The sequence below is a fragment of the Amycolatopsis sp. cg5 genome, from assembly GCF_041346955.1.
GTDB lineage: Bacteria > Actinomycetota > Actinomycetes > Mycobacteriales > Pseudonocardiaceae > Amycolatopsis.
This window is the reverse complement of the sequence record NZ_CP166849.1, coordinates 4,424,180-4,448,050: the sequence shown is the minus strand read 5'-3', so window position 1 is coordinate 4,448,050 and position 23,871 is coordinate 4,424,180. Positions and strand designations below refer to the sequence as shown.

15 protein-coding genes and 1 pseudogene are annotated in these 23,871 nt (G+C 68.4%); 6 read left to right on the top strand and 10 right to left on the bottom strand.

Annotated features, from left to right (window positions below; translation table 11 throughout):
* Positions 1-102: 102 nt before the first annotated feature.
* Positions 103-1,327, top strand: a pseudogene (locus tag AB5J62_RS20020) (IS256 family transposase).
* Position 1,328: 1 nt separating this feature from the next.
* Positions 1,329-2,333: an IS1380 family transposase gene (locus AB5J62_RS20015; protein ID WP_370950301.1), complete on the top strand. Its 1,005-nt coding sequence runs from the start codon at positions 1,329-1,331 to the stop codon at positions 2,331-2,333.
* Positions 2,334-2,592: 259 nt separating this feature from the next.
* Here the strand turns inward: AB5J62_RS20015 and AB5J62_RS20010 are convergent, their stop codons facing one another.
* Positions 2,593-5,136, bottom strand: coding sequence for a phosphocholine-specific phospholipase C (locus tag AB5J62_RS20010; RefSeq protein WP_370949806.1), 2,544 nt, complete (start codon positions 5,134-5,136; stop codon positions 2,593-2,595).
* A gap of 374 nt (positions 5,137-5,510) precedes the next feature.
* Here AB5J62_RS20010 and AB5J62_RS20005 point away from each other — a divergent pair, with 374 nt between their 5' ends.
* A complete protein-coding gene (locus AB5J62_RS20005) occupies positions 5,511-5,843 on the top strand; it encodes a YnfA family protein (RefSeq protein WP_370949804.1) in 333 nt (110 codons plus the stop codon).
* On the opposite strand, the gene AB5J62_RS20000 is transcribed toward AB5J62_RS20005, so the two are convergent.
* The 7 genes from AB5J62_RS20000 to AB5J62_RS19970 all read right to left on the bottom strand — a co-directional run bounded on the left by AB5J62_RS20000 (position 5,844) and on the right by AB5J62_RS19970 (position 13,378).
* Positions 5,844-6,650 carry an arginase family protein gene (locus tag AB5J62_RS20000; RefSeq protein WP_370949802.1) on the bottom strand — a complete coding sequence of 269 codons (807 nt, stop codon included), beginning with the start codon at positions 6,648-6,650 and terminating at the stop codon, positions 5,844-5,846.
* Positions 6,643-7,350 carry a GntR family transcriptional regulator gene (locus AB5J62_RS19995; protein WP_370949800.1) on the bottom strand — a complete coding sequence of 236 codons (708 nt, stop codon included), beginning with the start codon at positions 7,348-7,350 and terminating at the stop codon, positions 6,643-6,645. Before AB5J62_RS19995 ends, AB5J62_RS20000 begins: the two co-directional genes overlap by 8 nt.
* A 94-nt stretch (positions 7,351-7,444) precedes the next feature.
* A complete protein-coding gene (locus tag AB5J62_RS19990; protein WP_370949798.1) occupies positions 7,445-8,746 on the bottom strand; it encodes an ABC transporter substrate-binding protein in 1,302 nt (433 codons plus the stop codon).
* A gap of 56 nt (positions 8,747-8,802) precedes the next feature.
* Positions 8,803-10,773, bottom strand: a complete 1,971-nt coding sequence (locus AB5J62_RS19985; protein ID WP_370949796.1) for a hypothetical protein — start codon at positions 10,771-10,773, stop codon at positions 8,803-8,805.
* On the bottom strand, positions 10,740-11,624 hold the full coding sequence (locus tag AB5J62_RS19980; protein WP_370949794.1) for a DUF4231 domain-containing protein: 885 nt from the start codon (positions 11,622-11,624) through the stop codon (positions 10,740-10,742). The genes AB5J62_RS19985 and AB5J62_RS19980 overlap by 34 nt, the downstream gene beginning before the upstream one ends.
* 88 nt (positions 11,625-11,712) lie before the next feature.
* Positions 11,713-12,366 (bottom strand): hypothetical protein, encoded by a 654-nt coding sequence (locus AB5J62_RS19975; RefSeq protein WP_370949792.1) that lies wholly within the window; start codon positions 12,364-12,366, stop codon positions 11,713-11,715.
* A 124-nt stretch (positions 12,367-12,490) separates the two neighbouring features.
* On the bottom strand, positions 12,491-13,378 hold the full coding sequence (locus AB5J62_RS19970; RefSeq protein WP_370949791.1) for an esterase/lipase family protein: 888 nt from the start codon (positions 13,376-13,378) through the stop codon (positions 12,491-12,493).
* 101 nt (positions 13,379-13,479) lie between these two features.
* Here AB5J62_RS19970 and AB5J62_RS19965 point away from each other — a divergent pair, with 101 nt between their 5' ends.
* A complete protein-coding gene (locus AB5J62_RS19965; protein ID WP_370949789.1) occupies positions 13,480-14,730 on the top strand; it encodes a PucR family transcriptional regulator in 1,251 nt (416 codons plus the stop codon).
* A 41-nt stretch (positions 14,731-14,771) separates the two neighbouring features.
* Here AB5J62_RS19965 and AB5J62_RS19960 read toward each other — a convergent pair whose 3' ends face one another.
* Positions 14,772-16,229 (bottom strand): glycoside hydrolase family 76 protein, encoded by a 1,458-nt coding sequence (locus tag AB5J62_RS19960; RefSeq protein ID WP_370949788.1) that lies wholly within the window; start codon positions 16,227-16,229, stop codon positions 14,772-14,774.
* A gap of 132 nt (positions 16,230-16,361) precedes the next feature.
* Here AB5J62_RS19960 and AB5J62_RS19955 point away from each other — a divergent pair, with 132 nt between their 5' ends.
* Together AB5J62_RS19955 and AB5J62_RS19950 are read left to right on the top strand one after the other, a co-directional pair.
* On the top strand, positions 16,362-20,372 hold the full coding sequence (locus AB5J62_RS19955) for a pentapeptide repeat-containing protein (RefSeq protein ID WP_370949786.1): 4,011 nt from the start codon (positions 16,362-16,364) through the stop codon (positions 20,370-20,372).
* Entirely contained in the window at positions 20,369-22,945 is a 2,577-nt protein-coding gene (locus AB5J62_RS19950) for a P-loop NTPase fold protein (RefSeq protein ID WP_370949785.1), read from the top strand. The genes AB5J62_RS19955 and AB5J62_RS19950 overlap by 4 nt, the downstream gene beginning before the upstream one ends.
* Here AB5J62_RS19950 and AB5J62_RS19945 read toward each other — a convergent pair.
* Entirely contained in the window at positions 22,942-23,805 is an 864-nt protein-coding gene (locus AB5J62_RS19945; RefSeq protein ID WP_370949783.1) for an aldo/keto reductase family oxidoreductase, read from the bottom strand. The genes AB5J62_RS19950 and AB5J62_RS19945 overlap by 4 nt on opposite strands.
* Between the last annotated feature and the right edge of the window lie 66 nt (positions 23,806-23,871).

Below are 23,871 nucleotides of genomic sequence, written 5' to 3'. Positions count from 1 at the left end.
CCAGGATCGGGTCGCTGACCGCGACCCAGAAAGGCTCCACCTGTGACCGAGGACACACCTGACCGGGATCCGGGCTCCGCAGCCGGCGAAGCGCTCGCGCGCGTGCTACCGCCAGAAACGCTGGACGCGTTGGTGAAAGACGCGTACGAGAATGGCGGCGCGCTGGGCGCCCAAGAATTGCTAAATCAGATGACCAAGGCGGTGCTCGAAAGGGCGCTGGACGCCGAGATGACCCATCATCTTGGCTATGAGAAAGGAGACCCCGCCGGGAACGGTTCCGGGAATTCCCGGAATGGCAGGTCTCCAAAAACCGTGTCGACTTCGAATGGTCCGGTCGAGCTGGCGGTGCCGCGTGACCGGAACGGTTCGTTCGAGCTTAACGATCGTGCCGAAACGTGCACGCAGGCTGGGTAATATCGACGAGGCGATCCTGTCGCTGTATTCGCGTGGCATGACCACCCGGGATATCGAATCTCATTTACGTGAAGTATATGGCGTGAACGTGTCGCGAGAATTGATCTCCAATGTGACCGACGTGGTGACCGACGAGATCGCGTTGTGGCAATCTCGGCCTTTGGACGAGATGTACCCGATTCTCTATGTCGACGGCCTGCGACTGCGGGTCAAGGACAAGGGCGTGGTCACCTCCAAGGTCGCCTACCTGGCCATCGGCGTGGACATGGAAGGCCGCAAACACGCCCTCGGGCTCTGGATCGCCGACACCGAAGCGGCGAAGTTCTGGGCCAAGGTCGTCACCGACCTGCGCAACCGTGGCGTGAAAGACATCCTGATCGCCTGCTGCGACGGCCTGACCGGGCTGCCCGACGCGATCCGCGGCGCGTTTCCCGACACCGTAGTCCAAACCTGCGTCGTGCACGTGATCCGCAACGCCATGCGGTTCATTTCCTATGGCGATCGGAAGAAAGTCGCCGCCGCCATGCGGGACATCTACACCGCGCCGACACTCGAGGCGGCCGAGATCGCACTCACTCAGTTCGATAAAGACTTCGGCATACAATACCCCGCCGCGATCCAGGTCTGGCGACACGCCTGGAACGACTTCACCCCATTCCTCGACTATCCACCCGAACTCCGCAGAATCGTCTACACAACAAACCTGATCGAGAACATCAACTTCCAGCTCCGGAAAATCACCAAGAACCGCGGCCATTTCGACAGCGACACCGCCGCGACAAAACTGCTCTACCTCGGACTCCGCAACATCACCAGCAACCGAGGCGGACCATCAGGAACCGGCACCCGAGGCTGGAAACAAGCACTAAACACGCTCGCCGCACTCTTCCCCGACCGCCTGCCACTCCACTAGAATCAGAGAAGAAATCATCCGTGGCTTACACGGAAATCATGACAGGGCCTTCATCGACATCGACGCCAAGAGCACCGAGGTCTACGGGCACGACAAGGACGGCGCCGGGTTCTCCTATCAGGGCATCCGCGGACTGAACCACCTCATCGCCACAGTGTCCTCCCCGCTTTGCGCGCCGGTGATCCTGACCGCGCAACTACGTTCCGGCAACACCGATTCCCGCCACGGCGCGGTCGCGATGCTGCGCGAGGCGATCAACCTCGCCCGCCGCACCGGAGCCACCGGCATGATCGTCGTGCGCGCTGACTCGGCGTTCTACACCGGCCCGATCATCGCCGCCATACGCAAAGCCGGTGCGCATTTCTCGGTCACCGCCCGGAAAAACGAGCCGGTGAAGGCTGCCATCGCCTCCATCGCCGAGGACACGTGGAGCACAGTCGAATACCGGCACCCGATCCTCGACCCCGAGACCGGCGAGTGGATCACCCACGCCGAGATCGCCGACACCACCCACACCGCGTTCACCAACCCCACCCAAAACCGCGGCAGAGCCGTGACCGCGCGACTGCTGGTGCGCCGCACACCCCGGTTCAAACGCACCAAACAAGGCGAACTGTTCCGGATCTTCACTTATCACGCGGTGTTCACCGACACCCGCATCGACCTGCACACCGCCGACACCTGGCACCGCGGCCACGCCATCATCGAACAGGTCTTCGCCGACCTGCACGACGCCGCCCTCGCCCACTTCCCCTCCGGACGCTTCGCGGCCAATCAAGCCTGGCTCACCCTCGCCGTCCTTACCCACAACCTGCTCCGCGCAGCGGGCACCCTCACCAGCATGTTTCACGCTAAAGCCCGCACCGCCACCCTCCGCCGACACTTGATCAACATCCCCGCCCGCATCACCACCAGCGCACGACGGATCACCCTGCGACTACCGAAAAACTGGCCCTGGCAGCACAGCTACCAGGCCCTCTTCGACGCCACCTGCCGAACAGCCTGACCCCCGCACCTACGACCGGACCACAGCGGACACACCGGATGCGACGCCGGTCAGATCCCCCTGCACACCAACCGACCACAAGATCAACAACCACGAAAACGATCACCCACAACCAGCCCGGTGGATCCAGGTTCAACGTCGCGAACGAGGCGTTCACGTCATCCCATCTGGCGCAGCGACCACACGTGGCGGGCGAGTCATGGGGGTCGTGAGTGGTACGGCCGGTTCTAACCGGTCTAAACACTCACGACCCCGCGCGTCACCAGCCCAGCGGGGTGATCTCGGCGGCCGAGGTCCACGTGCCGCGCCCGCCAGCCTCGGTCAGCGCGCGAAGCCGGACGTAGCGCGCCTGCGTCGGCCAGAACCGGACCGTCTTGGGCGTGGCGTCGTCGGTGAACGTGCCGGTGGCGACAGCGGCTCCCCAGGTGCTGCCGTCGCCGCTGAGATAGACCTCGTACTGCCCGACGCGGCCATTGGCGCCGCCGTCCTGACGGGGCAGGTAGGTCAGCCCGGTGACAGTGCGGGTGACGCCGAGGTCGAGCTGGATCTCGTGCGGCAGCGGGTCGGACCCGTTGAGCCACTTGGTGTGCCACAGGGTCGTGGGCTTGCCGTCGACGGCGTTGAACGCGGCGCCGTTCTCGCCGGCGGTCTCCTGGCTGTCGTAGTACTTCACGACGCGTGGCAGCGGCGAGGAACCCATGACCGGGTCGCTGGTGCTCTCCGCTCCGGTTTCCACGTGTCCGGCGAAGCGGCGGGTGAACCCCTCGGTGGTGTCCGCGGTGGCGGTCAGGTCGTACCAGCCGTTCATGCCGGAGCCGACGGAGAACCAGTCCTCTTTGGTCGCGCCGGGAGCCACCGGGTAGGTCCACGGCCCGCCGCCGCGGTTGCCGGAGCGCACGGTGATCGTGCACGCCTTGCCACCGGTGTTGGTCATGGTCAGGTAGACCTTGCTCTCGGCGGGCGCGTAGCGCAGTTTGACCTCCGGGTTGGCGTTGCCGGAGGTCGTCGCGGTGGCGTAGTTGCCGGCGAGGCGGCGGACGAAGCCGTTGGGCCCGACCACCGTCAGGTCGTAGGAGCCTGTCGGGGTGCCCGCCTGCCAGTAGTCGGCCACCGTGGCGCCGGCGCCGACCGTGTACCGCCACGGCCCGTCGAGACGGAAAGCGTTGGCATACACGTAGAAGTGCGCGCCCGCCGCGCCGGTGTTGCCGAAGTCGATCCACAGCTTCGACGACTCCACCCGCCCCGAGGCGTGCAGTTCGTAGGGCAGCGGGCGGGCGGTGCGGACGCCGGGTTCCTGCGTCGGCATCACCTGCGTCGCGGGCGGTGACGGGTTGGTCGGCCTCGGCCCGGTGGTGGGCACGGGGCCGGGCAGGTTCGGATAGCCGGGTGTGCCGACCGTGGTGTCCAAAGTGGACGTCAGGTCACCGCAGACCGAGCGGCGCCACGGCGAGATGTTCGGCTCGGCGATGCCCGTCCACTTCTCGAGGAACCGCAGCACCGAGGTGTGGTCGAACACCTGCGAGTTGACCTTGCCGCCGCGGCTCCACGGCGAGACCACGAGCAGGGGCACCCGGTTGCCGAGGCCGATCGCCGTGCCGAGGTAGAGCTCGTCGGTGGTGGCCACTGTGGACTGACCGTCGGCCGTGCTCACCGGCGGCGCCGGCGGCGGCATGTGGTCGAAGAACCCGTCGTTCTCGTCGTAGTTGAGCAGGAAGAGCGTCTTGTTCCACACGTTGATGTCGGACGCGATCGCGTCGAGCACCTTCTTCACCAGATCGGCGCCGGTGTTGGGCCCCCAGTCGGGATGCTCGCTCTGGTCCTCGGGCGCCACGATCCACGAGACCGCGGGCAACCGTCCATTCGCGACATCGGCACGGAAGGTGCTCGCCAGTGCGCCAGGTCGCTGCCGGGCCAGGCCGCGTTCGTACATGCTGCGGTCGGCGGCGCTCAGCGCGGCCACGCCCTGGCCGAGCTGATCGAGCAGCACCGCCTGCTGCGCGGGCGCGGCCTTGGCGACGTCGTAGTAGAAGTACTCGAGCTTGCCGTAGGGCTTGCCGCTCGAATCCTTGGTCTTGGCCAGCGCTTTACGCCCCACGGCGAGGAAACTGGCGAAGTAGTCCAGCGAGTTGTCGCCGTAGTTGTCCCACTCCTGATAGACCTTCCAGCTCCGGCCGGCCGCCTCCAGCCGCTCGGCGTAGCTGGTCCAGGTGTAGCCGGTGTGGCCGGGGTTCTGCCACGAGTCGTTCCCGATCGCGCGGTTGGTGGTGCCCGGCTCATAGCCGATCGTGCCGGAGAACAGGTAGAAGCGGTTCGGGTTGGTCGGGCCCATTTCCGAGCAGTGGTAGGCGTCGCAGATCGTGAACGCGTCCGCGAGCGCGTGGTAGAACGGCAGCCCCTGCCGGTCGAGGTACATCATCGTGCGCGTGGTCTTCTGCGCGATCCACTGGTCGTAGCGGCCGTTGTTCCACGCCGCGTGCCCGTCGGACCAGCCGTGCGGGGTGCCCGACATGAACTGGTCGCCCACCCGGTACGGCAGCACGGAGCCGGTGCCGTTGGGCTGCTGGTAGACCGGTTTGCCGTTGGGCAGCTTGATCGCGGCCGGGTCGTTGAAGCCGCGGACACCGCGCAGCGTGCCGTAGTAGTGATCGAACGACCGGTTCTCCTGCATGAAGATCACCACGTGCTCGATGGTCTCCAGGCCGCCGGTCGGCGCCTCCGCGGCGAGTGCCTTGACCAGGCTGGCAGGCAACAGGGCCAGGCCCGATGTCGCCGCCGCGGCACGAAGCAGATCACGACGCTTCATTACGTCTCCTCGTTCAGAGCAAAGCGGGGGGTGATGCTCGAACTCGCCAGATTCTGCAATCTAGTGCGCGAATGAAAGCATTATCGAGCATGTTCGCGCAACAGCCGGAAGTCCTGTCGACGGGGTTCGAGCTGACCGGGCCCACGATCTCCGGGCCTGGCCCGCCGTGGTGCGGGAGCGCAGCGGTCAGGTTTGGTCGGCGGCGCGGTAACAGTCGCGGGTGGGCTCGGCCAGGCAGGCGAACCAGTCCGCGTAGGTCGTCGCCTCGTCCGTGCCCGGCAGTGCTGTCATGCGGCTCATTATCGGCGTCAAACTTGGACAGCGAGGTGGACACATGGCGAACACTGAAACGGCGGCAAGCTATCTTCCCGATCATGACAGTCGCTCGTTCGCTGGTGTTGTTCGTGCTCGCCGCTTTGGCTGAAATCGGCGGCGCGTGGCTGGTCTGGCAAGGCGTACGCGAGCACCGCGGCCTGCTCTGGATCGCCGCGGGCGTCATCGCGCTCGGCGTCTACGGCTTCGTCGCGACGTTGCAGCCGGATCCGAACTTCGGCCGGATCCTGGCTGCGTACGGTGGCGTCTTCATCGCCGGGTCCCTGGCCTGGGGCATGATCGCCGACGGCTACCGGCCCGACCGGTTCGACGTCATCGGCGCGCTGATCTGTCTCGCCGGCGTAGGCCTGATCATGTACGCCCCACGCGGCTGATCAGCTTCCGGCGGGTTCGTCCCACGTCAGGGTGGCGCCGAGCGCCGCGGCGAGCCGGGTGACCGTCTGGCGGCTGGCCTCGTCGCCTGCGTGCTCGGGAAGCCAGGCGCAGGCGAGGTAAGCGCCCACGATGTCGGCGCGGGCGGCGGCCAGGCAGTCCTCGATCTGCGCGAGGGAGGGACCGGGACCCGACGGGAAGCGTGCGCCCGGCAACTGGGTTCCGTCGATGACGTCGATGTCGAGGTGGACGTAGACGGGAACCGGGCCAAGCTCGCCGAGCGCGGCCGTGATCGCGGCGGGATCCGCGGGTATCCGGCGGACGCGGCTGGCGGCGAGCGCGTCGCGTTCGGCGGGATCGAGGTCGCGGGCGTCCGCGAGCACGACACTGGTTTCGGGAACGGGACGCAGGCCGAGCGTGTCGTCGAACAGGCCGGGCGTGCCGCCGGTCAGCATGGCCAGCGCCATGCCGCCGAGGTAGCCACTGGTCGAGATGACGGGGGTGTTGAAGTCGCCGTGGGCGTCCAGCCAGAGCACGGCCAGGCCGTCATGGCGGAGCTGCAATGCGGCCACCGCCGCGCGGCTGGTGGGGCAATCGCCGGAGAGCACCAGCGGCTTGGCCGCTCGGGCGACCGTGTCCGCGGTGACCCGGTGCAGCACGTTCATCCGGGCGGAAACGGGGCCGGACGGAAGGATCGGGCGGCCGACCTCGGTCGCGTCAGCGGGGATCGGGAAAGCCGGGATGTACTCGTCGAGGTGCCAGGGCGTGACGACCACATCCCATCCACCGTTGGAGCTGTGCTCAGGCACGAGGCGTCTCCCCTTCGTTCCGGCCCGCGAGCAGGTCGAGCAGCCGCCCCAGTTCGGCGGCGCCGCTTTCCAGGTGCGCGGTGAGTTCCGCCTTGGCTTGGTCGGGGGTGCCGTGCAGCGCGTCCAGCAGCCGTCGGTGGTCATCCACGGTGCGCCCGAGTTCGCGACGGGAGCGCTCGGCCAGCGCCAGCGCGAGACGCTGTTCTTGTTGGAGCTGCCCATAAAACCGGCACAACCGAGCGCTGCCGGTGGCCGTGACCAGCGTGGCGTGGAAAAGCCGGTCACCGTCGAGCGCGGCGGCGGTGTCACCGCACTCGAAGGCGCGTTCGATCTGGTCGACCAGGTCGGCGAGCTGCTGGTAGATCACCGGGTCCCGGTGCGCGGTGAGCGCGTCGGCCGCGGCCAGTTCCACTGCGGCACGGGCGGCGTAGATGTCGACGACATCCGGGCCGGTGACGTCCGCGACGACGATGCCGCGGTTCATCTGATACCGGACCAGACCCTCGCTTTCGAGCGTCCGCGCGGCCTCCCGGACGGTACTGCGGGAGACACCGAGTTCAGCGGCGACAACGGTTTCCCGCAACGGCGTGCCCGGCGGCAGCCTGCCCGACAAGATGGCCTGCCGGATCGCCTCGGCGGCCTGCTCGGCCGTGCTCTGCCGCTGAATGCTCGCACCCAGCCCGATGATCGGATTCGCCACGCTCAGTAGCGTGCCAGATTATCCGACAATCCGGCAAGACGATGCCCGGTGCTACTGGGCCGACCGGCGCCACTTCTGATCAGCGCGACCGCGGTCACGGGATGATCCCCTTCGAGTTCAACGCGTCAGCCAGCCGATCACGCAGCTCCTCCGCAGTGGTCTCCGGGTCGATCGAGGACGGCGGCGAGAGCACTTTCGAGATGACCGTGGACAGGTTCTGATAGGCCGGGGTCAGCGGCCGGATCGCGGCTTCGGCGAGCGCGGCCCGGATGTCGGCCTTCATCGGGTACTGGTCGGCCATCGTCGGATTCGCCTTCGCGTCACCGGGTTTGGCGGGATCGAGCGGGGTGGTGTCGGAGTAGACACCTTCGATGCTCGGCGGAATCCCGTCGACGAGGGCCTGGTATTTCTGGCTGGCGGGGCTGCGCAGGCACAGCGCCGCCTCGAACGCCTCCGGCTTGTGCCGCGAGTACGAGCTCACCGCGAGGTTGAACCCGCCGATGGTGACCCGGCTCGGTGTGCCGGGAACCACGGACGGGTAGCGCGCCCATTTGAAATGCGTGAGGTCGGCGGGCTTTTCCTTGGCGTAGGAGGCGTAGACGTACGGCCAGTTCAGCTCGAACGCCGCGCTCCCGCGCTGGAACGCCTGCCGGATGTCGTCTTCCTTTTGGTTGCTGGCCGACGGGTCGGAGATCCCGCTGGTCACCAGTCTCTTCAGCAACGCCAGCGCCTTCACCGCACCGTCGTCCATCACCACACTCTTGCCGTCGTCGGACAGGATCTTGCCGCCCGCCGACGCGACCAGCGTGTTGTAGAAGACGACCAGGCCCTCGTACTGGGCGCCGGTGAACACCACGTTCGACGGTTTGCCCGCCTCGCGGAGCCGGGTGGCCTCGGCGATCATCTCGTCGAACGTCGACGGGGGCTTCGGGGTGACCCGGTCGTCGTACCAGAGCAGCTGGACGTTGGTGTTCTTCGTCGCTCCGTAGAGCTTCCCGTTCCAGGTAGCGGTCGAAAGCGGGCCCGGCAGCACGTCCTTGGTCGCCTCGGCCTTGTTCGCGCCGGTCCATTCCTCGGCCCAACCGGCCTCGGCGAACTCGGGCACCCAGGTCACGTCGAGTCCGAGGAGGTCGAGTGACCTGTCCCCCGCGGCGAGCCGCCTGACCAGCTGCACCCGCTGGTCGTCCGCGCCACGCGGCAGTTTGTTGTAGACGATCCGGTAGCGTCCGCCCGCGACCTCGTTGCACCGGTCCACCACCGTCTGCAGGTGATCCTCCGGCGAGATGAACAGGTTGATCGTCGTGCCTGCCTGCGAGGCCGAACACGCGGTGAGTGCGCCCAGCGCGACCATGACGGTCGCGAATGTCGTGACGGTGCGAGCCGATGGGGATGTCATCAGGCCTCCTTGCCCGTGGGAACGACATATCGTACGGCCGCGGGCGCTGGCGAAGATCAGGGAGCGACGATCAACGCCGCGTCCAGCAGCCTGCTGGCAAAGGACTTGCGAGGACGGGCCACGTTCTCCGGATCGAACCGGACCAATAACTCCTCGACGTCCTGGCTCGGCTCACGCCAGTTCTCGTGCACCTCGTGCAGTTCCGCGTCGGGCTCGATCCGAGTGATCGCGGTCTTGAGTGCCAGCACGTACGCGCGATCGTCACGTCCCGGACCTTCGATGAGCTCCGGAATCCCGTCGCGGTCGAGAACCAGCACGAGCGGGTACGTGCCTTGCCCCCAGCCGAGCCGGTCGAGGGACATTCCCAAGGCGCCGGCGAGAACCTTCATCCGCAGCGACATTTCCTCCAGCGGCACCGGCGGGAGAATGAAGACACACTTGCCGAGCCCGCGCTGGGCACGCACATTCGAGACCTCCCACAGCAGGCCGGGTGACCGCCCCACGACGAACACCACCAGGCTCGAATCGTCGATGTAGGCGCGGACCGCCTCCTGCCATTCGTCGTCGGCGTAGTAGTCACGGGCCGCTCCCAGCGGCTGCAGCCGGGTGCCCGGCTGACCGATCGCACGAATCGGACCGTACTCCCACAACGCCCAGGCGACGACTTCTTCGAAACGGGAGAACGATTCGACGTTCAACTGCTCGATCGGAGTGGACTGGGTTTCGGCGTGCACCCGCACTTCGAGCGAATCGTCCTGAAACGACCGGAGCAGCAGTACCGGCTTACGCGGGTCGTCCGCGATGAGCCTGCGTACTTCCGGCTGCGCCAGCCGTTTGGCGAACCGCAGTGGTTCGCGCGCCTTGCTCATGAACACGACACCGAAAAGGATCATCGGGACCGTGATGAGCAGCGCATAAAGGCCATGCACGATCAGATTTCCCGAAATGCCCGCCACGATGAAGAGAAAGCCTGCCAGCATCAACCCGAGGCTGCCAAGGCCACCGAGAAAGCCGAGCACATCCGTCGTCCGGCTCGCCGGAACATGATCAGGCTGTTTTCGGCGCAGGTAGGCCACATACCCGAAGTGGATGACCACAAGGGACAGCGCCAGCAGACCCAAACCCAGCCACAGACCCAGTTTGGGTGCCCCCAGCAGGACCGCGATCGCCACGACGATACTCCCGAGCCGGACACTGCTGACGATCAGTCTCCGCCGAGCCGTTTTCCGCAGCGCAGGCCCGATATCGACCGACCGCGGCGACCTTGTTCGCCGGGCGCGCCGCCGGAACCTGGTCGAGAGCATTTCCCGGGATCCGCGGTCGCGCAGCGTGGCCGCCACGGTCCCGCTCAGCGAAGTCAGGACGAGCAGCGCCACCGTGGACAACGCGAGTGTGTAGCCGAATTCACGACCTACCTTCGCGACCGGCGAATCATCGTCGACGGCGAGATCCGGCCGCACCTGAACCTTGCCGATCTGGTTCTTCAGCACCGCCAGCCGCACCGCGCCCAGCTCCACCGCCGAAGAGCTGCCGGGGACCGCCTCGTAGGCCGTCACGGATATCCTGGTCCTGCCGACCGCGACCCCGCCATCGAGCACGACGAGCCCGTCCTTGGTGTGCTCCACCCCGCTCAAGAAGGTGTCCGGCGGCAGACCGGGGTCGACCGGTGCGCTGGGACGGTGAATCGTCGCCCAGTCGTGGTTCCGGTGTTCGACGAGCTGGATGTTGACCCGGACGCGCTCGTCCACGCTGAACCGCCGCATGAGGCCGCCGACGACATTGGCGCGCCTGACCTCGTAGCCCGCTCCTTCGCCGTCAGGGTAGAGGTCACGCGGCTTCAGCAGCTCTTCCGACTGCTGCCGCGCCTGCGGCCCGATCGCCGCCGGGCCGAGTATCCAGTCGCCGAGCGGCAGCGGGCTCGAGTCCGCGACTGCCGCCTGCTGCCCCACGAGCAGCACCACCAACGCCGTCAGCACGGCTTTGACCAGTGCCGTCAACGGGCGGCCGCCGCACGGGTCGCTCGCCACAGCACGTGCTCGCGGCTGGTCACTTCCTCGGCCTCGCCGACCTCGACAGCCCAGGTTTCTTCGGCGGAGATCAAGGTGAGCCGGTCCCTCACAATCGTCAGCTCATTGGTCGCGTAGGCATACGACTGCCCGAGATACTCGTACTTCTTCAGTGAAAGCCAGGCGACCCCGGCGCCTGCCATCGCCGCGACGATCCCGGCCAGGTCGACGTCGATCACCCCGATGGCACGCAGCAGCGCCGCGACGACGCCGGCGGCCTCGGTCACGACCAGCGTCAGCTTCCACCGCGTGGCGCGCTCGCGATTCATCTTGGATTTCGCGGCGTACCAGGCACTCTGGTCGGCGATCCGGTCGCGCAGATACACCGCGCGGCGTTCCTCGAGGCTGCTTTCACGCAGGCCGCGCACCGTCTCGTTGAGGGCGGCGCCCGGCTGTGCCTGCAGCACCGTCGGCGCCGCGCCTTTCAGCAGCAGCGCGAGCTGATCGACGTACCCGCGTTCGGCGTCCTCCCGCCGCAGATCACGGGGAAAGGGCACCGCGCACATGGCGAACCGCCACGTCAGCGTCTTGGCCGATTCGGCCAGCACCCGCCCGTCGTACCACGTCTTCTCCGGTTTTTCCTTGACCAGCCACATTTCCACCGCGATCGCGCCCACCAGCGCGACGGCGGTGGCGAACCCGGCGAGGTCGGCGCCCCGGCCGGTCTTGAAGGTCAGCGCGCCGGTCACCGCCGCCACGACCAGAAGCACCAGCCGCAGCGACGAAGCCCGCGTGTACCGCCGCTGCATCGCGACGGCCAGATCATTCGCACCGTGGTACAGCCCTGGCAGGGCCGCATCCGGGAGCTCCATCGACGATCCTCTCCACCGGCGTCCGTGGTTCTAGGAGTCGCACTGGGAAAGGATCCGTTACGCCTCAGCGGCAACGATTCGTCTCAGGTCACCGGAGCAGCAGGCTCTTCAGCCGATTCCGCACCGCATCACGATCATGCACGTCGGCCACGTAGGTCAGCGGCGACTTCGCGATCCGCCGGATCCGGTCGTCCCCCGCACCAGCGGCGACACGATCCGCGGCCCGTCCGGTCCCGGCCAGCACGAGCACCGGAATCCGCCTGGCGAGACTGTGTTCCATATCCCCGAGCGTGATCTCCCCGCCATTGACCACCACCGTCGCCGACGTCCGCGTGCCTGCGATTCCGGCGGCGACGTCGAACAGCCAGGGCGACTCGTCGCCCCACCGGGTACCCGGCACCACGACGAAATGTGTGTGGTTCGGCTCGAGCTCGATGCCGTCGATCGTGCCGGCGGCGGCCACTCCCACCAGCGGGAAGCCGCCGTCCGGCCGGACCCGCCCGACGACGCGCATGACCCCGGAGTCCGTGCCGCCGTAGACGACCGTGGCGCCGCATTCCCCCAGCAGCGGCACGATCACGGCTTCCAGCAGCGACGACACGACGTCCAGATCCGGCGGGCTGATGCCGTCGGCGCCGCCGACGACGGACAGCACCGGCACGTCCAGGAGCAGCCCGAGCCGCTCGAGCGCCGCGGGCAGGTCGGCCCGCCGGTGGACCCTGATGCTCGGCGGCGCGTTCACGACCGAACCCTACTCCCGCGGCAACACGATCCGCGCGACTCCTGGCCAGGCTCACCGGCGAGCCGCCTTGGGCGGCGACGACCTCGGCGGGCCGTCCACAGAGGACGGCCCGCCGGAGTTCGCGTCAGAGCGGCAGATAGAACGGCGTGCAGCGCAGCGCGGGCGCGTTCTCCGGGTCGAGCGCCTTGAGGATGAGCCCGGTGACGTTCGGGTCGATCGCCTGGCTGAGGTGCCCGGCGAAGTCGTTCGAGCAGACGTCCTGGAGCACGATGTCGGTCGTGCCGGGCTCACCGAGCACGCCGCTGGTGTACGGCGTGACGACCTCGTCGTAGCGGCTGACGATGCTCGTGTAGGTCGGGCCGGGCACGTGCACCCCGCCGCGGGCGAGGTCGGTCAGGAACGACGACGGCGCGAGGTATTCGCCGCAGGCGCCGCACGCGGTGCGGAGGATTCCGCGCAGGCCCGGCACGGTCGTGAGCAAGGCGTTGGCGAGTGCGGAGAGGCCGCCGAGCGTGGTGCCGCGGTAGTTGGCGCCGAAGCCGACGAAGTGTTCGACCTTGTCGGCTCCGCCGAGGAACTTCAGGTAGTACGCGGGCATCGTGCTGCCTTCGGAGTGGCCGACGATGTCCACTTTGGCCGCGCCGGTCCTGGTGCGGACGCGGTCGACGAAGCGGCTGAGTTCGGCGGCGCTGTCGCGCATCGAGGTGAGGCCGCCCGCGAACGGGCCGAGCACGCCGGTGCCGTAGGTCAGCGAGAACACGCAGTAGCCCTGGCTCGCGAGCTTCGGTGCGTGGAAGAACCAGTTGACGGTGTCGGTGGCGCCGAGTCCGTGCACGAGGACGACCGGCTGCGGGTGAGCGGCGCTGGGTGCGCACGACCAGTCGTTCCAGCCGCTGTGTGTGGCGGCGGACGCGACCGCGGGTGCGGCGATCGTGGCGGTGATCGCCGCGATCAGCGTCGTCAGGATCCGCCTGGTCCTCGTGGCACCGCCGTTGGTGGCCCGAACCCGCATCTTCGCCTCCGATTACCCGTGAGTAGGTGTTAGGTGTCATGATGTGACACAACGGGCCGTCCGCGACATGGGACAACACTCAGACTTGAGAGGCGGGTGTTGTGAAAAGTCACAATGACGGATTCCGGCTCGGTGGCCGTGACCTGGCCGACCGGCTCACCGGCGAGCTGCCCGCGTTGACGCGCGCGGTGCTCGAAGAGCTCGTCGCGCGGGTCGCCGCCTACCGGCTGATGCCGAGCGAGGAGCTCGCGGGCGACATCAGCCGGGTGATCGAGCAGAGCCTGCGCGCGTTCGTCAGTGTGCTGCGCTCACGGAATCTGCCGACCGCGGGCGAGGTCGCCTTCCTGCGGGAGTCGGCGGCCAAGCGGGCCGAGGAAGGCATCCCGATCGAGGTGGTGCTGACCGCGTATCACATCGGTATCCAGGTCATTTGGGACGCGATGACCGCCGAGGTGCGGCCGGCGGACATCGGCGACTTGATGGCGGTCAACGCGTTGCTGCTGCGCTACCTGGAGATGATCACGCCCGCGGTCGCGGCCGGATATCTCGCCGAGCAGCGGACCATTTCCGGTGACGAGCAGTCCGCCCGCCAGAGCCTGCTGACCGCGCTGCTGGCCGGAAAGCCCGCGCGGGCCGCCGCCGAGCAGGCCAATGTCCGGCTCGCGCCGTCCTATTTCGTGCTCGCCCTGGAGTTCGGCACGCACCCCGACGAGACCGCCGCCGACGTCGATCCGGTCGTCGCGGCCCGCCGGAAGCTGCGACGGCTGCGCGGCGAGCTCGAACGCCTCGTCCGCGAGCCGATGCTCTCCTCGCTCACCGCCGACGGCGGCATCGCGCTGATCCCCCGGCCGGTGCCGCCGGACGGGCTCGGCGAGCACGACCGCCGCTGGCTCGCCGACGTGATCGCCGGGGTGAGCCGGGTGGCCGCGGTGCCGGTGACCGCCGGTGCGATGGCGGCCGAAGCCATCGACGTCGCCCCGGCCGCTGCCTGCGCGAGGCGGGTGCTGGAGGTCGCACGGGTCTTCGGCCGCCCGGCCGGGGTGCACCACCTCGACGACCTGATGCTGGAGTATCAGCTGTCCCAGCCGAGTGAGGCGCGCACCAAGCTGGCCGAGCGCCTGACCCCGCTGGCCGGCAAGGACGATCTGCTCGAAACCGTCGCCGCGTTCCTGCGGCTCGGCGACCGCCGTTCGACCGCGGAGTCCCTGCACGTCCACCCGAACACCGTCGACTACCGCCTGCGCCGCGTGCACACGCTCACCGGCCTCGATCCCACCTCGTCGGCCGACATCACGGTGATCGGCGCCGCGCTCATCGCGCGCGCCGCGTTGTCCGGCTCGAAGGACTCGTGAGTGGTATGGCCGGTTAGAACCGGCCGTACCACTCACGACCGCTACGGCGCGGCGTTCATCAGGTCGAGCGCGCTCTGCTGGCGGGCCGCGTCGATCGCGTCGACGGCGGTGTACCAGTGCAGGCCGTACTGGTCGAGCGCGTTGCGGTCGACCGAGTAGGCGCGGTCGGCCTGGCGTTTGAGGTAGGCCGTGTACGGGCGATCCGCCAATGCCGCGTTCAAAGCGGCGAGCCCGCGCACGTCCGCGCCTTTGAACGACGGGCCGTCGGCGCCGCAGTCCCCGCCTTCGCACGGGTCGCGCAGGATGCCGTCGCCGGTGTTCAACGCCGGCGCGGTGACATTCGCGTCGCCGAGCCTGCGTGCCGTGGCGAGCGTCGCGCTGTCACGGGTGGCGCGGTGAAGTTCGGTGAGCGCGTTGATGAGCACGCCCTGGTTGTAGGACCACACGGCGCTGCCGTTGTTGCGGCAGGTGCCGAGGTCGACGCCGTCGTTGACCAGCGACGACCCGTTGACCATGCCGGTGCCCTGGAACCACGTCCACCCGGCCTTCGCACGTCCCGAGTAGACGGTGTCGCCGCCGATGCGGTTGTGCAGCGCGGCGTTGAGCTGGATGTAGAGCGAGTTGGCGATGGCGTTCTTGTAGGTCCGCGCGGTGCTCCACCAGACCCCGCCGCCGCACGTGCCGTCCCAGTACGAAGCCATGTGTTCGGCGTCGGCGCGGGCGGTGGTCAGGTAGCGGCGGTCGCCGGTGAGGTCGTAGGCGGCGATCCAGGCCAGGCCCCACCAGCCGGTGTCGTCGATGTACTCGTTGCGGAACTGGCCGAACGCCTTGCCGATGTTCAGGTCGTAGGTGCGGGCGATGGCGTAGCGGTAGCTGCCGAGGCCGGTGACCTGGATGTTGCGGATCAGCGCGGTGAGCGCGTTGGCCGAGTTCCACCAGCCGGTGGTGTCGAACAGCCCGGTTCCCTTGTTGTAGAACATCATCTGCGCGGTGGCCGCGGCGCTCCGCCGGTCCCCCGCGTTCCAGGTGCTGCGCGCCCACGCCGTGCACGCGATCTCGACGCGGTCGCCCGCCTTTCCGCAGGCCCGCAGCGCGCCGACACCCAGGTTGACCCAGTCGTCGTTGTTGTACATGCCGGTCCGCCACCTGGTGGCGCCCGCCGGGATCTTGGTGTTGCCCAGCCGGGAGCCCGACGCCCAGGTCCGGCCGCCGTCGAAGGACCGGTCCAGCCAGACCTCGTCGCCGGGGCTGCCGTGGTCGATCGTCGCCCAGCCCATGGCGTCGGCGTCGTCGAAGTGCAAGGCGATCGCCCGGGAGTACAGCGTCACCGACACCGGCTTGCGGTCGCCGGGCGACGTCGCCGGGTCCGCGCCGTCGCACCGTTTGTTGCAGATGGCGGCGGCTTCGGCAGAAGGCGCCGGGGTCGTCGTGGTCTCGCTTGCGTGTGCGGTGGAAGTCGTGGTCAGGAGCGTGGCCAGAATCGCGAGGAAAACCTTCATCGATGACCCCCTTGAAGTGAATTCAGCGTGTGGCCGCGACTGGCAGACTGTCAATACGATCGCCGATATTGGTCCAGACAAACGCGGACAAATTCACCGATCTAAACTCGCTCACTCGGTGAGGGAGGAACCGTGGAACCTGGCGACCCCGAAGACCTGCTCGCCCGCGTCGGCGAGGTCTGCAAGCTTTACTGGGCGAAGCGCGATCACCCGGACATCGACGCACGCGAAGAGCTCGCGGACGGACTGCACTACGTCCGAGTGTCCTATGTGGACGCAAAACTCACCAGGCACGTCTTCATGGGCACCCACGAGGGCACGCTCGATCTCGCCACCATCAACGGTTTCACCAGGCTTTTCGACGAGCATCCCGAAGCACGTACCCGCGAATTGGTCTATCTGGGTGAACCGCCCTCCCCCGAGATCGAGGACGCCGCCGCCCAGTCCTACCTCGCCGTCCGTTCGTTCCGCGAGTACCAGGATCTGCTGTGGAATTCCGCGGGCTACCTCGACGCCCAGACCGGCAGGCTGACACAAGACAGCGCGTATCCGCTGCACCAGCACGTCGACAAACGCTGGGCACCGCTCGGTCAGCAGCCGGACGAGGTCACCGCGGCCAAGCAGATCCTGAGCTGGCTGGACACCGACGGCCCCCGATTCGTGCTGGTACTGGGCGACTTCGGCACCGGGAAGACGTTCCTCGTCCGCGTGCTGGCCCAGGAACTGGCCGGCCACGACGACCTGGTCCCGGTGCTGGTGACCATGCGCGACCTGGAAAAGAGCCACTCGCTCGACGAGCTGCTCGGCCAGCACCTCGCCCGCCACCGCCCCGACGACTCCTTCCACGCCAACTCATTCCGCTACCTGCTCCGCGAAGGCCGGATCGTCCTGCTCTTCGACGGTTTCGACGAACTCGCCCAGCGCCCCACCTACGACCGCGTCAAACAGCATTTCGAGACCCTGCGCCAGGCGGCAGACGGCTCCGCGAAGATCGTCGTGACCAGCAGGCATCAGCATTTCGCCACCGACACCGAGGTGCTCAACGAACTCGGCCGCGACGCACGCGCGCTCCCCGGCGCCCGCATCATGCGCCTGGTCCCCCTCGACCCGCAGCAGCGCCGCGACCTCGTCGGCAAGACGCTCGACGACGCCGCGGCCGCCGAGTTCCTCCGCGATCTCGAGGCCGTGCCCAACCTGCCCGAGCTGGCGGCCAACCCGCGCATGCTCACGTTCATGATGGCGCGCCGAGACAGCATCACGCGCCTGGTCGAAGCGGGTCCCGGCGCCGAGCCGATGACGGCCGGCAGGCTGTACGGGATCCTCCTCGCGGACTGGCTCGCCCACGAGGTGATCCGGCAGAGCGCTCCGGGCGCGGCCGATCCGCTGGCCGCGGAGACCCGCCACGCGGCGGTGCGGGAACTCGCGGTGCTGATGTGGCGGTCCGGCCGGGACAGCGTGCCGCTGGCCGATCTCGGTGAGTTCGCCGAGGGCATCGCCGAGTTGACCGCATGGCAGACGCAGCCGGGTGAAGCCGCCCACGCGATCGGTTCGAGCACGGTGCTCGTCCGCACCGACACCGACGAGTTCGCGTTCATCCACCGGTCGGTGCTGGAGTGGTTCGTCGCCGAGGCGATCTGCGACGACCTCCTCAACCACCGCACCTGCCTGCTGCTGAGCGACACCGGCCTGAGCCCGCTGGTCGCCGACTTCCTGTGCGACCTCGCCGGGACCGACCGTGTCGTGGGCTGGGCACGCGCGACAGTCGAGTGGGATGGAGACGCCACCGGACCGAAGGCCACGACGAACGCGGCGCTGTTGTTGCGCCGCACCCACCAGTCCGCGCAGGTCGACTACACCGGGCAGGATCTGCGGGGCGCGGATTTGTCCGAGGTGGACCTCTCGCACGTGAGGCTGGCCAACGCGTTGCTGGCAGGCGCGGTCCTGTCCGGCATCATGGCTGGCGCCGACCTCAGCGGAGCGCAACTGGTCAACGCGAGGCTGGCGGGCGCGGACCTGACCGGCGCCGATCTGACCGGAGCGGACCTGACCGGCGCGTGGCTCGCGGGCGCGAACCTCACCGGCGCGAAGCTCGAGGGCGCGAAGCTCGACCGGGCGGTCCTGCTCGGCGCGACCGTGGACGAGGGCGCCTTGGCCGGCGCCAGCACTTTCGGCGCGGCGCTGCCCGGCGCGACGCTGACGCCCGAGGTCGGCGGCAAATCACCGGTCACCGCGCTCACGACGTTCGGGGACGTTCTCGTGACCGGGCATCACGATGGCGCCGTGCGACTCTGGGAAGCCTCGACCGGCAGGCAGCTGCGCACGCTCATGGGCGGTACGAGGCCGATCGACGCGCTGGCCGTGCCCTTGGACGGCTCGTGGCTGGCCGCCGCGAGCACCAGCGGGTCGGTGCGGATCTGGCGTCCGGAGACCGGAGAGTTCCTGCGCCGCCTGCCTTCCCAGACCGCAGCGATCTCGGTGCTCGCCGCCGAACCCAGCGGGCGATGGCTGGCGACGGCCGGCCGGAAGGATCCGGTCAGGTTCTGGGATCCTCTCACCGGCGCCCATGAGTCCGAGATCGCCGACTCCACCGGCCGGGTCCGGCTGATGGTGGTGTCCGCGGACGGCGCCAAGCTGGCGATGTCCGGTGACGACGACACCACCGAGATCTGGCACCTGGGTGACCAGTGGTTCGAGCTGGCGCACACCCTGCCTCATCCACAAACGCGGGCGACGGCCTTGGCGATTCATCCTCAGGGTGACTGGGTGGCCACCGGTCACGCCGACGGCGGCGTCCGGGTGTGGGACCTCTTCCTCACGTTCACGAGTCTGGTGAACACGCGCGAGAGCCTGGTTTTCCCCGACGCTGTCGAGGCATTGACCATCAGCGCCAACGGACGGTATCTCGCCACCACGAGCGGAGGCGAGCTTCGCATCCTGTTCCCGCGTATCGGCAAGCACGGAGCCACCATCCACACATCGGTCAAGACGGCGCGAGCGATGACCGCGGCAGCCGACGGTTCGTGGCTCGCTTTGGCTGCGGCCGACGGCACCGTACACCGCTGGGAGCCCGAATCCGGGGAATCGCTGCCCGGTATACGGGACGAGGCGACGCGGATAACCGGACTCGCGGTCGCCGGAGACGCCCACTCACTGGCCATCGGCGGGGCCGACGACTTCATCGCGCTGTTCGACGCGAACCTCGGCCACTGCTCGGAAACGTTCAAGGGCGAAGGCCTGGTCTTCGCGGGCGACGAAGAGCGGCTGGTGTTCGCCGTCGAGGACGCGCAGGGCGTGGCCGTTCAAACCAAGTCTCCGCGGGGAAAGGTGTTCCACCGAGGCCTGCATCCGACGAGACGACCTGTGCTCGCGGTGGCGCCGGATGGCAAAACGGTGGCCGTGGCCAACTCCGCGAACACCGTCGTGTTGTTCAATCTGCCGAAAAGCCTGCCCAAGAGCACCCACGTGAGGACTCTGCAAGAACACCAGAAACGGGTGCGTGCGCTGATCTTCGATCCCGCCGGGCACTGGCTGGCCTCCAGCGGTGATGACGGCATGCTCGAGGCGCGAAATCCTCGTACCGCCAAGGTTCTGTGGAGGCTTCCGGCCAGTGTGGGCGCGATACGGGCGTTGACGGTGGATCCGGGCGGTGCCTGGCTCGCCTCCGCCGGAGCACACGAGAGCATCCGGATCCACGATCCCGAGACCGGCGCCGTGCGCCTCCGGTTGATCCATGTCGGCGGTGATGTGCGCGCGCTCGCGGTGGCACCGGATGCCTCCTGGCTGGCTTCGGCGGGTGGCGACGGATGCATCCGGATCTGGGGACCCAACACCTCGAAGTCATTGCGGACATTGCGGGGAAGTCCCAGCGCGGTGACCGCTTTGGTGGCGGACCCGCGCGGCCGCTGGCTCGCCGCCGCGAGTGACGACGGCGCCGTACGACTGTGGGATCCCCACACCGGCGCGCTGCTCAAGATGTTCGTCAACAACCAAGGCGGCTGGGTCATCATGTTGCCTCATGCACAGACCAGGAGACACGAGGGCCAGCCGACCGGGATCTGGTGGACGGCCGGCTTGTGCCGTTTCGACCTCGCGGAACTCGACGACCTGCCGAGGAACGTCCAGGCATCGAGCATGCGGCCGTGAACGAACCGACCGGTGAGTGGCGTGCGGACGCTCCCGCACGAGCAGCCCTGCGCTGGGCCGAAGCGGTCAATCTGGCGTGGACGAACACCGGCGAGCTTGAGCCCGTCGGTTCGCGTGAGCTGCTGGCCGGGATCCTGCTGGCCGACCCGGACGGCAGCCCGGCGCGGGTGTTCCTCGACCACTTCGCCATTCCCGCTGGCGTGCTGCTCGAACCCAGGGAGCCGCTGGACGCGGCGGAACTAACGAGGTTGATCGACCAGGTGCCCGAGAATCCGCCGGTCAGCGACGGACTCAAGCAAGCCACGGCGACACTCACGGGACCGGGCAAGCTGATCTCGGTCCGCGAGCTGTTCGGCGTGCTGCTGCGGATGGGCGAGTTCCGTGTTCCGGTGGCGGGTTTACTGGCGGCCAGAGGCGTCGACATGGGCAAGGTGATCACGGCTTACACCAAGCACCTCACCAGCCGGATCCCGCTGGCGGAGCTGCTCAGGGAGCATTTCCCCGACGCGGGCGCCCGGGTGCGGCTGCCCGCGTATCTGCCGGATCAGCCACACCGGGACGCTCCCTCCCCGGATCTGGTCGGGGTGACCGAGGAGATCAACGCCTTCGCCTACCTGATCGCGTCGCGGCAGCTGGTGCCGCCGCTGGCGATCGGCTTGTTCGGGGACTGGGGGTCCGGGAAGAGCTACTTCCTGCGCGGGCTGCGGGACCGCGTCGACACCGTCGCCGGTGAGGCCGCCGAGGACACCTTCCTGCGGCACGTCGTGCAGGTCGAGTTCAACGCGTGGCAGTACGTCGGCGGCGATCTGTGGGCGAGCCTGCTGGAGCATCTGTTCCGGAATCTCCGTCGTTCCGGTGACGACAGCGACGACCTGCTCGGGCAGCGTCAACAGTTCTGGGTCGGCAAGGTGCGCGACGCCGAAACCGAGCACGGCACGGCGACCGAAGACCGAGCGGCACTCAAAGAGGATCTCGAAGCCGCGCAGCTCATCGTCGCGCAGAAGGAGAAGGAACAGCGTGACGCCCTCGCCGGATTGGCGAAAGCGCGCGCGAAGAACCCTTTCGCCGCTTGGAAACCGTCAGCTGAGCTTCGCGAGAAGATCTCCGAAGCCGCGTCGAAAGCCGGAGTCGACGTCGTCGGTGAGCGCGCCGACGAACTCGCCGCGGAGCTGGGGAACGCGCGGAAAGCGTTGAGTGCGGCCGGAACCGTCGTGGCGCCCTTGCGCACCGGCGGGTGGCGCTCCGCGGCCGCGGTCGTCGGTCTGCTCGTCCTTCCGGTGGTCGTGGGGTTCGCCGTGCGTCACGCTGACGCGCTCGCCGGGGTGGCGGCGACGATCAGCTCGGTGCTGGCCGCGGTGATCGGATACCTCAAGCTCGGCACCAACGCCGTGACCGGCGCGACGACGAAGATCGCGCAGGCGCAGGCGGAACTCGCGCAAGCCGAGGCGGACGAGCGCGAACGATTCGATCAGCAGATCAAGGAGGCCGAGGACAAGCTGGCCGCGACGCAGTCCGCTTTGGACAGTGCCACCTGCCAGGAACAAGCGCTGGCAGGCAAAGTCGTCGAGCTGAAAGCCGAACTCGCCGCGACGACCCCGCGCCGGGTGCTCAGCGACTTCATCACCGACCGTCTCGCGAGCGAGGACTACCGCAGTCATCTCGGCGTGCCCGCGCTGGTCCGCCGGGACTTGGAGCGGTTGTCCCAGCTCGTCGCCGAACATCGCGACAATCCCGCTGACGACTCGGTGCCGGAGGACTACGCGATCGACCGGATCGTCCTCTACATCGACGATCTCGACCGGTGCCCGCCCGAGCTGGTCGTGCAGGTGCTCGAGGCGGTGCACCTGCTGCTCGCGTTCCCGCTGTTCGTCGTGGTGGTCGCGGTCGACTCGCGCTGGCTCACCAGCTCGCTCGAGGAGCACTACGCCCAGCTCGGCGGCAAGGGCGCGTCCCCAGACGCCTACCTCGAGAAGATCTTCCAGGTCCCGTTCTGGGTACGACCGCTGGGCAGCGGGACGCGGCAGGGCATGCTGCGTGCCCTGTTCGCTCCGAGCGTCGCGGCCGAGCCCACCTCACGCGAGACGGAGCCTGAGAGCGGACCGGACCTGCAGCCTGCCGACTTCGCGGCCTTCGCCGAGCGAGTGGCCTCGCTGTCCAGCGTTCGCCGGGAGGACGAAGCCGCGTTGACGGCGACCGGTCTCACCTTGACCGCTCAGGAGCTGCAAGGCATCGAGGAGGCCGGGGCGTTGCTCGGTGACACTCCACGCGCGATCAAGCGGTTCGTCAACATCTACCTGCTGGTGAAGGCCATGGGTGTCGCCCGCGGCCGGTCGATGCCCGACGAGCGGCAGCTCGCGGTGCTGGTCGCGCTGGCGACCAGGCACCCCGGGCTCGTCGAATCCCTGCTGTCCAAGGTCACCGCCGGGAACGAGACGCTGGGCAAGGCGCTGGCCGGCGTCGAAAATCCGATGCTCGACGACTGGGTCGCCGAGAAGCCGGACCGTGCCGAGCTCGATCTCAGCCCGTTTCGGGACTGGATCGAGCTCGTTTCCCGGTTCCGGTTCTCGCGCTAGCCGATCTTGTCCAGTTCCGCGAGCGCGTCGGCCGGGAGTTCGAGCCCGGCGCCTGCGACGTTCTCCCGCAGGTGCTCGACCGACGAGGTGCCCGGGATGAGCATCATGTTCGGCGAGCGGTGCAGCAGCCAGGCGAGCGCGACCGACATCGCCGTGGTGTCGAGGCGGGCCGCGACGGCGTGCAGCGCGTCGGACTGCAGCGGGCTGAAGCCGCCGAGCGGGAAGTACGGGACGAACGCGATGCCCTGGCTCGCGGTGAGGTCGACGAGCGGGTCGTCGTCACGGCGGGCGAGGTTGTAGAGGTTCTGGACGCAGACGACCGGGGCGATCGACTGGGCTTCGGCGAGCTGCTCGGCGTTGACGGTGCTGACGCCGAGGTGACGGATCAGGCCCTGCTGCCGCAGCTCGGCGAGCGCCTCGAACTGCTCCGCGAGGGAACCTGGCTCGGGGGCGTCGAAGCCGCCGACGCGGAGGTTGACCACGTCCATCGCGTCGAGGCCGAGGCGGCGCAGGTTGTCGTGGACCTGGGCGCGCAGCTCGTCGGGGGTGCGGGCGTGGGGCCAGCCGCCCTGCTCGTCGCGGCGGGCGCCGACCTTGGTGACGATGTGGACGTGGTCCGGGTACGGGGCGAGCGCCTCGCGGATGATCTCGTTGGTGACGTACGGGCCGTAGAAGTCGGCGGTGTCGATGTGGTTGACGCCGAGTTCGACGGCGGTGCGGAGCACGGCGATCGCGGCGTCGCGGTCCTTCGGCGGCCCGAAGACGCCGGGGCCGGCCAGCTGCATCGCGCCGTAGCCGACACGGGTGAGTTCGAGGTCGCCCATGCGGTATGTGCCGCCGGGCAGGTCGTGGGTCGCCATTGGTTCCTTCCAGCTCGCGGCCTGGTGCCGCGAGCACCCTCTCACGATGGCCGCCAGCCCGCCGCG